Below are 10907 nucleotides of genomic sequence, written 5' to 3' on the forward strand. Positions count from 1 at the left end.
CGACTTGCTGCAACAAGTCGAGAAAAAATAACTTAGATTATTTGGCGTTGCTTCAAAGCAGTAATGATTTGGTTTACTGAATCGGCAACTGAATTAGCGCCTGTATCAAGTATAATTTCAGCATTCTCTGGTGCTTCATAGGTTGAATCAATACCTGTAAAGTTTTTAATTTCACCTGCACGCGCTTTTTTATAAAGCCCTTTTGGGTCACGTGTTTCACACACAGCTAACGGGGTATCTAAAAAAACTTCAATAAACTCTCCGTCTTCTACAAGCTCACGTACCATTTTACGTTCGGCTTGAAATGGTGAAATAAATGCGCTTAGTACAACAAGCCCTGCATCAACCATTAACTTAGCAACTTCGCCTACGCGACGGATATTTTCTTGACGATCTTCATCACTAAAACCAAGGTCGCCGCAAAGCCCATGGCGTACATTGTCACCATCGAGTAAGTAGGTATGAATACCCATTTCATGAAGAGCGGTTTCAAGTGCATTAGCAACAGTACTTTTACCTGAACCTGACAAACCTGTGAACCATAAAATGCATGGCTTATGGCCTTTTTGCGCTACGCGGTTTGATTTCTCAACATGGTAGTTGTGCCAAACGATATTTTCGTCACTCATAATAGGTTCTACAATCCGTTAATTAAAATGGAAAAACAATAGGTATAAAGATCAGTGCTGTAATGGAGTACACCAGCGACATTGGAATGCCAACTTTAATGTAATCTTTAACTTGATAATTGCCTGCACTGTACACCATTAGATTTGTTTGATAACCAAACGGTGAAATAAAGCTAGCTGATGCGCCAAACGCCACAGCCATAATAAATGGCAGAGGGCTCACGCCAAAGCCAATTGCTAATGAGTAGGCGATAGGGAACGACAGCGCAGCTGCTGCATTATTGGTTATAAGTTCAGTACACAGTAGAGTTAATAAGAATATAACCACAAGGGCTGTATAGGGGCCAAATTGACCTACTAAACTTAACACAAACTCTGAAATTTGAGCTGCCACACCGGTATCAATCATCAATTTTGCAAGGCCTATGGCGCTACCAACGATAACAAAAAGCTCAAGTGGAAAACGGCGTTTTACCTCACCAACCGAAACCACCCCCCACAACATAAATGCAATTAGTAATACAATTAAGCCTTTAACAAGCGGCACAATGTCGAAAATACTGAGTGCAATAACTGCGATAAAGCCAGCAAAAATAAAGTGAGATTGTTTTTCATCCAGGTGACTTTGCAAGTCAAGCCCAGAGATATAAACAAATTCACGTTTTAGTTTTTTATTCGATTGAAAGTCGCTGCTTGGCGCTAAAATAAGGCTGTCGCCAGCTTGTAATTGAATATTGGCAAAACTGCCTTCTAAACGACTATGGCCGCGGCGAATAGCCACTACCGCAGCTTTAAATTCTTTACGAAAATTCGCATCTTTGAGCGTTTGACCTACTAATGAACTACTGTGACTGATAACAACTTCAACAAAGTGTTCAACTGCCATTTCGTGTTTATCGTGGATAACCTCTAAGCCATCAAACTGCTTCAATAATGGCACTGATTTTAAGTCGCCCGAAAACAGTAAAATATCACCAGCTTTAATTACTTGCTTAGGTGTAACGGCTGCAATACGTTTTTCTCCGCGAATAATTTCAGCCAAGAAGATATCTTTTAATTCACGTAAGCCGTTTTCTTCAACTGTTTTACCAATTAGCTTGGAGCTCGATTTTACTTTGCCTTCGAGGTAAAACGGTGTGACTTCATCGTCAGCTTCTTGATAATTAGGTAAAAACTTTAATAGCAGCAAAATAGCAATTAAACCGGCACTCAGAACCGCAAGCCCGACTAAAGTAAAATCAAAAAAGCCCAGTGGAGCCATGCCAGCGTCAACAGCAAAGCCATTTACAATAAGGTTGGTTGAGGTGCCAATTAAAGTTAGTGTTCCACCAAGAATCGCGGTATATGACAAAGGTAAAAGTAACTTTGACGGTGCATGTGTTTTATTTTCTTTTACCGCAGAAATAAGGCTCGCGACAACGGCGGTATTATTTGTAAAAGAGGATAAAAAGGCGGTAGATAAACCGAGTTTTGTTACTGATTTTGATAAGCTTCCTTTTGCTAAGGAAGTCGACAACTTGCGTACAAATGCTGTTTTTTCGATACCAATACTTATCAAAATCAACAATATTAAGGTGATTAAAGAAGGATTAGTGAAGTTAATTAGTACGCCTTCTAAATCAATCAGGCCTGCTAAATAACTTACACTAATCGCGCCAGCAAAAGCCCATGCAGGCTTAAGTCGCGTGCCAAAAAGGCAGGCGACTAAAACAAACATAATAAGGCTAAGGCTGACTTGCTGATACATATTTAAAGCTTTGAAATATCAATTGCTTGCCAGTGTGGGAAGTGTTTACGCACAAGTGCATTAAACTCAACTTCAAAGGCGCTAAAATTAGATGGTGCTTGTTGTGCATCGGCAGTGTCAAGTACTTGTTCAATCATGCCAGCCGCAACGGTTAGGTTTGACAAGCGATCAATCAAGATAAATGAGCCTGTTTCACGGTTTGCTACGTAGGCATCAGCGAGCACTTGCTCATCAATTTCAATTGTAACAATCGCAATTTCATTAAGCTGTAAACTATCTGCTTGGCCATGCGCTAGTGTATTCACATCGATGGTGTGATCAATCGCAACCACTTTCGCAGTTGTTTTCTTAGTTGCTAACTTAACGTTGTATTCTTTACCTAACACTAACGGTGCTTCGTGCATCCATACTAGCTTAGCTTGCAAGCGGTTTGAAATTTTAGCTGTACTATTAGCTGGTACAATAACGTCACCACGACTAATATCGATTTCGTCATTAAGCGTTAAGGTAATTGCCTGACCTGCTTCAGCATGCGCTAAGTTACCATCAAAGGTTACAATTTCTTTTACCGTAGACGTTTTGCCTGAAGGTAATGCTTTTACTGTATCGCCAACAGCTAATTCACCCGCAACTAAAGTGCCTTGGAAACCACGGAAATTCAGGTTAGGACGTGTAACAAGTTGTACTGGTAAACGCGCTTCAAACTCAGTATTAGCTGCAGCTGCAGGCGAATCTTCAAGTAATTCTAGTAGCGGTGCACCCGTGTAGTATGGTGTTTTTTCAGAGCGTGTAACAACGTTATCGCCTTTTAAAGCTGACATTGGGATAAAACGAATGTCTTCAACATTAAGTTGCTCAGCAAAGTCTAAATAGTCTTGCTGAATTTTGTTGTAAACGGCTTCATCAAAATCCACGATATCCATTTTGTTGATTGCTACAACAAACTGCTTGATGCCTAATGAGTCACAAATAAAGCTGTGACGTTTGGTTTGTACTTGCACACCGTAGCGCGCATCAACCAAAATAATGGCTAGATCTGCGGTAGATGCACCGGTCACCATGTTGCGCGTGTATTGCTCATGCCCCGGTGTATCAGCAATAATAAACTTGCGCTTATTGGTTGAGAAATAACGGTAAGCAACGTCAATTGTGATACCTTGCTCGCGCTCTGCTTGCAGACCATCAACAAGAAGCGCAAGGTCAAGTTCTTCACCTGCGTTACCTACTTTTTCGTTATCTTTATGAAGGGCTGCTAGCTGATCTTCATAAATTTGGTGGCTGTCGTGTAACAAACGGCCAATTAGTGTTGATTTACCGTCATCTACGCTACCACAGGTTAATAAACGCAATAAGCTTTTATCTTGTTGACGCGATAGGTATTGCTCAATACCTAATTCTCTTACTTCATTTGCTGTCGACATTAGAAATAGCCCTCACGTTTTTTCTTTTCCATAGAACCAGACGAATCGTGGTCAATTGCACGGCCTTCGCGTTCTGATGATGTTGATAACAACATTTCTTCAATGATGCCAGTTAAGGTATTTGCTTCAGACTCAACCGCACCTGTTAGTGGGTAACAGCCTAAGGTACGGAAACGTACAGAGCGTAGCTCTGGCTCTTCGCCTTCACGTAATGGCATACGTTCGTCATCAACCATGATAAGTAAACCATCGCGTTCAACAACAGGGCGTTTGTCCGATAGGTAAAGAGGCACAATTTCGATGTTTTCTTGGTAGATGTACTGCCAAATATCAAGTTCAGTCCAGTTTGATAGTGGGAATACACGAATGCTTTCACCCGGATTTACTTGACCGTTATAGTTGCTCCACAGTTCTGGGCGTTGGTTTTTAGGATCCCAGCGGTGGTTTTTGTCACGGAACGAATACACACGCTCTTTTGCACGTGACTTTTCTTCATCACGACGTGCGCCACCAAATGCCGCATCAAAGCCATACTTATCAAGTGCTTGTTTTAAGCCTTGAGTCTTCATAATGTCAGTGTGCTTAGATGAACCGTGGGTAAATGGGCCAACACCCATAGCAATCCCTTCAGGATTTTTGTGCACAATTAGTTCAAAATCGTATTCTTTTGCTAAGCGGTCACGAAACTCGATCATTTCGCGAAACTTCCAATCGGTATCTACGTGCAGTAGTGGGAAAGGAATTTTGCCTGGGTAAAAAGCCTTGCGCGCTAAGTGCAATAACACCGATGAATCTTTACCGATTGAGTAAAGCATCACAGGGTTTTCAAACTCAGCCGCAACCTCGCGGATAATTTGAATACTTTCAGCTTCGAGTTGCTGAAGATGGGTTAATGCCATGATTTTGTCCTAAAACGTAAAGTTAATTCTAAATTCTTTATGCCGCATTGGTGAGCAGCTGGCTGCTCGCCAAATGTGTCTGCTGTGAATTACCAAACCAAGCAAGCTCTTTGCTAAGGTTGGCTACTTCACCAATAATCAGTAATGCTGGCGATTTAATTTGCTCGCGTTCAATTAAATTTGCCAAGTCATTGAGCTCACCTGTTACCACACGCTGTTCTTTACGTGTGCCGTTCTCAATAATCGCTACAGGTGTCTCAGGTGCGCGCCCATATTCAATCAGTTTTGCTTGAATATGCGGCGATTTTATCACACCCATATAAACAGCGAGAGTTTGATTTGCCTTTGCTAATGATTGCCAATCAAGCTCTTGTCCTTCTTTCTTGCAGTGGCCAGTAACAAACTGGATTGCCTGAGCATAATCACGGTGTGTTAATGGAATTCCAGCATAGGCTGAACAACCTGCCGCAGCCGTTATTCCAGGTACAATTTGAAACGCAATTTGGTGCTTTGCCAGCTCTTGTACTTCTTCACCGCCGCGACCATAGATAAACGGGTCACCACCTTTTAAACGGCATACTTTTTTACCTTGCTTAGCAAGCTCAACCAAGATTTGGTTGATTTCATCTTGTGGCACACTGTGATTACCTAAGCGTTTGCCAACACACACTAACTCTGCATCCTTACGCACCAAAGCCATAATTTCGTCAGATACAAGATAGTCGTATACAATAACATCAGCAGTTTGCATTGCTTGCAGTGCTTTAATTGTTAATAGCTCTGGGTCGCCTGGACCTGCACCAACAACAAATACTTCACCGCTTAACTGATTGTCACCGCCTAAGATGTTCTCAAATGTCTGTTCTGCCCCAGCGATATCGCCTTTAGCAACTTGCGCTACTGCATCTGAAGTAAATGCTTTTTCCCAAAACATACGACGTTTGCTAAAGCTATCTAACTGGCTTTTAACTTTATCGCGGAAGTTGCCTGCAAGTTCAGCCAACGGGCCAATATGCTGTGGAATAATGGTTTCAAGCTTTTCACGTAAGCGACGCGCAAGCACTGGTGCTTTACCTGCGCTCGAAATCGCAATCGTAATAGGGCTGCGATCCACAATTGATGGAAAAATAAAGCTACACTTTGGTTGATCATCTACCACATTTACGAAGATATTTTTTGCTTCGGCGGCATCGAAAACTGCTTTATTAACCGTTTCAAGATCGGTGGCGGCAATTACTAAACTTTGGTTGCTGATGTGCTGCTCTGAAAAATAATCATGTATCAGCGTTACTTTATTGCTGTTATTAAGTGTAATTAACTCAGCACAAAATTCAGGTGCAACCAGGGTTATGTTTGCATTTGCTTGCAACATAGCTTGGCATTTTCTATGTGCGACTTCACCACCGCCGACAATTAATACAGGCTTGTTTTCAAGCTTGGTAAAAATTGGAAAATAATCCACGAGTTGTCCCCTAAAAACGAATTTCGTACTGCTTTACCCGATTACTGCGTAACTGGGTAAAAGATTTAGCATGGAGCATAGAGAAGAGTTATCAAAGAAAAAAATAACTTTAAACCCGACTATATTCCTTTTGGTTATATATCAACTTTCATTTTGGTTTAAGCAAGTAAAAACAAGGGCTTTGAATTAAATAACTGTCTTAATAGTGGATTAGCCATTATAGTTATTAGATATAAGCTTTTTATTCTTTATAGGACAACCATGCTGCAAGCAATTTATTTATGCCTTTTTGCGTGTTTTGGTGCAACCGCGACCTGCTTTTTGCAGTTTATGTATGCCTATTGGGTTAAAGGAGAAATGAGGGCTGTATATTTACAACGGGCAGGTGCCGGGCTGGTGTTAGCTGTGTTGTGTTATGGCGCTGCTTTTATTTAATCTTAGCTCAGGTTGACTTAGTCTTTTTCGTTAAGCCAAACCGCCGCTTTTTTCGCGAAGTAAGTCAAAATGCCATCAGCGCCGGCACGTTTGAATGCTAGTAATGACTCCATAATCACCGGCTTTTCTGCAAGCCAGCCATTTTGAATCGCTGCCATATGCATCGCGTATTCACCACTCACTTGATATGCAAAGGTTGGTGCGCCAAATTCGTCCTTCACGCGGCGCACAACGTCAAGATATGGCATACCTGGTTTCACCATCACCATATCGGCACCTTCTTGCAGATCTAATGCAACCTCGCGTAGTGCCTCGTTAGAGTTTGCAGGGTCCATCTGATAGGTCTTCTTGTCAGCACCTTTTAAGTTGCCAGCTGAGCCAACCGCATCCCTAAATGGGCCATAGTAACTTGAAGCATATTTAGCTGAATAAGCCATGATACGCGTATTAATAAAGCCAGCTTCTTCAAGTGCTTCGCGAATTGCGCCAATACGGCCATCCATCATATCTGATGGGGCAACAACATCAGCACCAGCCTCTGCATGAGACAATGCTTGCTTAATTAGAATATCGGTAGTGATGTCGTTTAATACATAGCCACTTTCATCGATAATGCCGTCTTGACCATGTACAGTAAAAGGATCAAGCGCAACGTCGGTAATAATGCCCATGCTCGGTACTTCTTGCTTAAGTGCTTTTACCGTTCGCTGTGCTAAACCTTCTGGGTTATAGGCTTCTTCAGCTTCTAGCGACTTTTTGTCAGATGGCGTAACAGGGAAAATTGCCATGGCAGGCACGCCAAGCGCTGCTAGTTCTTTTGCTTCTTCGATAAGTAAGTCGATTGAAAGTCGCTCGATACCTGGCATAGAGTCAATTTTCTCGCGACGCCCTTTGCCTTCTAAAACAAAAACTGGGTAAATTAGATCCGCTGGTGTTAACACATTTTCTTGCATTAACTTACGTGAAAATGGGTCTTTACGCATGCGACGCATACGTGCATATGGGAATAAATCTAAACCTGATTGGGCCATTATAACTCCTCGGTATCGTTGGGTGACTGGGTCGAGTTAGCAAAACACACGCGATTTCGACCTTGTTGCTTGGCTAGATAGAGTGCTTTATCTGCCCAGTCGGTATATTGATTTGGATCTAAACTTGCGTCAGCAATATGGCTAAATATGCCAGCACTTATGGTTAGTTTAACATCGCCAGAACTTGTCTTAATTGCGTGCTTTGCAATGCTCTTACGAATTGTTTCAGACACTAACTTTGCACCTTCAGCATCGGTGTTAGGTAATATCAGTGCAAATTCTTCACCACCATAGCGGCACGCGATATCTGATGGGCGACGAAGCGCACCTTTGATACTGGCTGCCACGTATTTTATTGCTTCATCACCAGCGAGATGCCCGTATTCATCATTGATTGGTTTAAAGTGATCAATATCGAGCATCACTACAGCTAATGGAGTTTGTTCACGGCGAGAGCGGCGAAACTCCATGGTGATTTTTTTATCAAAGTGGCGGCGGTTTCTTAATCCGGTCAGTGAATCTAATGTATTCAGTTCTTCTAGTTCTAAATTCTTTTCTTGCAGCTCGCGTAAAGTTACTTCCAGTTCAAAAGTACGCTCTTGGATTTTGCTTTCCAATTCTTCTTGATGTTGTTCTTGTAAGCGAATCGTTTCACTTACTTTTATGTCGCGTTGTTGAATGTATTGGCTGATAGCTATGAGTGTTAAGGTAATACAGCTTATTAGGTAACTTATGCCAAACAATACCATCAATTGGCTAAAGAAGATGCTATAGGAAAATATCAATGCGCCTTTGTACAGCATGGTTATTAGTAGCGGTAAAATACAGACAACCAATAACTGAGCTTTAGTATCGCGTTTTTGTGCACGAATACCTGTTACAAGCAACAATATTAAAATATGAAATAGGGCAAATACTACCGCCACAGTGAGTGCAAGGGTGTAACTTAATAAAGGTGATATCAGCACTAAAGCGACGCTTATACCGAGTGTTATTCTAAGGCATGCGACTAGAGGCTTGGCAAGGCTGTGCAAACCTAGCAGGCGCTCAGTTAAAATATTAAGTGGGATTAAAACAAAAATAGTAAGTGCCGGCATCACGGTATGTACCAGCCAAAACCCTTGATCTGAAATATAGCGATAAACATATCCAAGTAGCCAAGCAAATAATAGCCAAACACAAATGTTAAATACCGCCGCAAGCGCAAACGTTTGTTTTTTGGTTATGAAAAAAAGCACCGATAGAATCAGTGAAGATGCAAACATAACACCTAAAATAAGGCCCATTATTAGATTGAATCTGGCTTTTTGTTCGATGTATTTATCTTGTTGCCAAAGCGATAAATTTAATTTCATTACACCGGCAGTTTGAGCTTTGATGTAATACTCTTGTTTTTGATTAGGCGCTAAGCTGAGTTTAAATATCTGATCAGCATCTTTTAAATAACGTGTTTTTATTGGCACACTGTCACCCAATTCTCTTTGGGTAAATAGCTTACTGCGCTCTTTGTGATAAAGCGTTAATTTATCAATATGAACAAAAGCGTTGAATAAAAATAAGTCTTGCTGCGTCGCTGTGTTATTAACAATAGCGAACTTTAGCCAAACAGGGGAGGTGCCTAACCCTAAATTGATTTGTCCACCTTCAACACGCTGCCATGCTGATGCAGGAATGTCTTGTGGTGAACTTACATTAGCGATGCTGTATTCATAATTAAGCTCGGTATGCCCATGCAGTTTACTGTTTAAGGTATTAGCATGCAGTGTAAAAGAGAACAGCCAACACAAAATCGCGATTAATCGCATTATGCTAACTCCAAACCAAACAGTTTATGGGCATTGTAAAATGCAGCGTTTGCAACTTCTTCTAAAGGACGTTGGTATAATTCAGCTGCCTGTTTTGCTACATATTCAATATGCAAAGGTTCAGAGCGTCTTGACTTAGGTTTTGGCTTGATATTTCGAGGCAAAAGGTAGGGGGCATCAGTTTCAAATAGCAGTTTATCAAGAGGAATGCGCGGCAGTAATTTTCGTAATGTATCGCCACGGCGCTCATCACAAAGCCAGCCCGTAATACCAATATAAAAACCGAGTTCTAAGTAAGTCTCTAAAGCTTCTTCACTGTCAGTAAAACAATGGACAACACCCGGAACTTGAGCTTCTTTAACTATGGCTAAAAAATCATGATGGGCATCACGTTGATGCATATAGAGCGGTTTATTAAGTTTATTTGCAAGTGCGACTTGCGCTGCAAAAACTTCGCGTTGCTTATCGCGAGGTGAAAAGTCGCGATTATAATCAAGACCACACTCACCGATAGCTGCAACAAGGGGATTTTGATCGGCAAGATTTTGGATTATTTGGCAATAATCACCTTCAGCTGTTTTTGCATCATGAGGGTGGATTCCAGCACTTGCAATAAGTGAAAACTCGTTTGCAAGTGCAATTGCTTGCCGACTATCTTGGATATTGGAACCAATAAGCAACATGTTATCAACACCCGCTAAACGGGCGCGACTAACTACATCTGCTCTGTCTTTAGCAAATTGTTCACTGCTCAGGTTTACTCCAATATCAAAGTAGCGCATAAAACTATTTGCGTTTAACTTTGATGCCTCTATTGCGACCTTCAACTTTCATAATAAATGAGTTAAACATTCCGCGAGAGATCACTACCGTTTCACCTTCTTTAAGGATAAATCGATCATTGCCAATTTGTTGCCAAATATGGCCGTTTTCTAAGGTAACAATCAGTTCACCATGAGGGTGCTTTTTCACATTGGTAACTACAGATGTAATCTCATCACCTTGCTTTTCAACTTTACGGTGTTCTAAACCAAAATTGTCTTCAGCTTTCTTAGGTGCAGTTTCAACACTTTTTGATTTAACTGGTGCAGGGGCGGCTGAATGCTCAGGAACGTTTACTTGACTTTTTGCAGCTTTGCCTTTTTTGGTCGTTGTTAATTCTTTACCTGCGATTACCTGGTCATAGCATTGCAGACGCTGAAAGTCATTTTCTACAAAACTACAGGCTTTTAAAGCTTGTGTATTAATCTCTACAGCACTTAAAGGTAATGCAAGTACTGAGAAAATAAGGATAGGTAACTTTTTCATTTTAGTTTTTGACCTCTTCTGAGTCCGTATTTTTTTGGTAAAAACCAGCTAGCAGTAAGCCTAACTCAAAAAGGGCTAGCATGGGAATAGCCAATAGCGTTTGTGATAACACATCTGGCGGTGTTAAAAACATCGCAATGACAAATGCGCCTACCACTACGTATGGGCGT

General features: G+C 41.3%; 11 protein-coding genes. 1 reads left to right on the top strand and 10 read right to left on the bottom strand.

Features of this window, described 5'->3' with window-relative positions:
• Positions 1-32: 32 nt before the first annotated feature.
• The 5 genes from cysC to cysG are packed head-to-tail and all read right to left on the bottom strand — an operon-like array spanning position 33 to position 6158.
• Positions 33-629 (bottom strand): adenylyl-sulfate kinase, encoded by a 597-nt coding sequence (cysC, locus tag ON073_RS19065; RefSeq protein WP_274763469.1) that lies wholly within the window; start codon positions 627-629, stop codon positions 33-35.
• 22 nt (positions 630-651) lie between these two features.
• Positions 652-2376 carry an SLC13 family permease gene (locus tag ON073_RS19070; protein ID WP_274763470.1) on the bottom strand — a complete coding sequence of 575 codons (1725 nt, stop codon included), beginning with the start codon at positions 2374-2376 and terminating at the stop codon, positions 652-654.
• A 2-nt stretch (positions 2377-2378) separates the two neighbouring features.
• Positions 2379-3797, bottom strand: a complete 1419-nt coding sequence (cysN, locus tag ON073_RS19075; RefSeq protein ID WP_274763471.1) for a sulfate adenylyltransferase subunit CysN — start codon at positions 3795-3797, stop codon at positions 2379-2381.
• Positions 3797-4696 (bottom strand): sulfate adenylyltransferase subunit CysD, encoded by a 900-nt coding sequence (cysD, locus tag ON073_RS19080; RefSeq protein WP_010561473.1) that lies wholly within the window; start codon positions 4694-4696, stop codon positions 3797-3799. The genes cysN and cysD overlap by 1 nt, the downstream gene beginning before the upstream one ends.
• Before the next feature lie 37 nt (positions 4697-4733).
• Positions 4734-6158: a siroheme synthase CysG gene (gene cysG, locus ON073_RS19085; protein ID WP_274763472.1), complete on the bottom strand. Its 1425-nt coding sequence runs from the start codon at positions 6156-6158 to the stop codon at positions 4734-4736.
• A gap of 261 nt (positions 6159-6419) precedes the next feature.
• On the opposite strand from cysG, the gene ON073_RS19090 reads away from it, so the two are divergent.
• Positions 6420-6593, top strand: a complete 174-nt coding sequence (locus tag ON073_RS19090) for a hypothetical protein (RefSeq protein ID WP_274763473.1) — start codon at positions 6420-6422, stop codon at positions 6591-6593.
• A gap of 17 nt (positions 6594-6610) precedes the next feature.
• On the opposite strand, the gene hemB is transcribed toward ON073_RS19090, so the two are convergent.
• The 5 genes from hemB to ON073_RS19115 all read right to left on the bottom strand — a co-directional run.
• Positions 6611-7624, bottom strand: a complete 1014-nt coding sequence (hemB, locus tag ON073_RS19095) for a porphobilinogen synthase (protein ID WP_274763474.1) — start codon at positions 7622-7624, stop codon at positions 6611-6613.
• A complete protein-coding gene (locus ON073_RS19100) occupies positions 7624-9429 on the bottom strand; it encodes a sensor domain-containing diguanylate cyclase (RefSeq protein ID WP_274763475.1) in 1806 nt (601 codons plus the stop codon). Before ON073_RS19100 ends, hemB begins: the two co-directional genes overlap by 1 nt.
• Positions 9429-10211 carry a TatD family hydrolase gene (locus ON073_RS19105; RefSeq protein ID WP_274763476.1) on the bottom strand — a complete coding sequence of 261 codons (783 nt, stop codon included), beginning with the start codon at positions 10209-10211 and terminating at the stop codon, positions 9429-9431. Before ON073_RS19105 ends, ON073_RS19100 begins: the two co-directional genes overlap by 1 nt.
• A 4-nt stretch (positions 10212-10215) precedes the next feature.
• Positions 10216-10737 carry a hypothetical protein gene (locus ON073_RS19110; RefSeq protein ID WP_274763477.1) on the bottom strand — a complete coding sequence of 174 codons (522 nt, stop codon included), beginning with the start codon at positions 10735-10737 and terminating at the stop codon, positions 10216-10218.
• 1 nt (position 10738) lies between these two features.
• Positions 10739-10907 (bottom strand): twin-arginine translocase subunit TatC (locus ON073_RS19115; RefSeq protein ID WP_274763478.1); only part of this gene is annotated, 169 nt, incomplete at its 5' end.

The organism is Pseudoalteromonas sp. G4, assembly GCF_028875915.1.
Classification (GTDB): Bacteria; Pseudomonadota; Gammaproteobacteria; order Enterobacterales; family Alteromonadaceae; genus Pseudoalteromonas.

What these genes read in the sequence shown, in the direction of transcription:
- cysC (WP_274763469.1), bottom strand. Translation starts at nt 629, where the DNA reads ATGAGTGACGAAAATATCGTTTGGCACAACTACCATGTTGAGAAATCA.
- ON073_RS19070 (WP_274763470.1), bottom strand. Translation starts at nt 2,376, where the DNA reads ATGTATCAGCAAGTCAGCCTTAGCCTTATTATGTTTGTTTTAGTCGCC.
- cysD (WP_010561473.1), bottom strand. Translation starts at nt 4,696, where the DNA reads ATGGCATTAACCCATCTTCAGCAACTCGAAGCTGAAAGTATTCAAATT.
- hemB (WP_274763474.1), bottom strand. Translation starts at nt 7,624, where the DNA reads ATGGCCCAATCAGGTTTAGATTTATTCCCATATGCACGTATGCGTCGC.
- cysN (WP_274763471.1), bottom strand. Translation starts at nt 3,797, where the DNA reads ATGTCGACAGCAAATGAAGTAAGAGAATTAGGTATTGAGCAATACCTA.
- ON073_RS19110 (WP_274763477.1), bottom strand. Translation starts at nt 10,737, where the DNA reads ATGAAAAAGTTACCTATCCTTATTTTCTCAGTACTTGCATTACCTTTA.
- ON073_RS19090 (WP_274763473.1), top strand. Translation starts at nt 6,420, where the DNA reads ATGCTGCAAGCAATTTATTTATGCCTTTTTGCGTGTTTTGGTGCAACC.
- ON073_RS19105 (WP_274763476.1), bottom strand. Translation starts at nt 10,211, where the DNA reads ATGCGCTACTTTGATATTGGAGTAAACCTGAGCAGTGAACAATTTGCT.
- ON073_RS19100 (WP_274763475.1), bottom strand. Translation starts at nt 9,429, where the DNA reads ATGCGATTAATCGCGATTTTGTGTTGGCTGTTCTCTTTTACACTGCAT.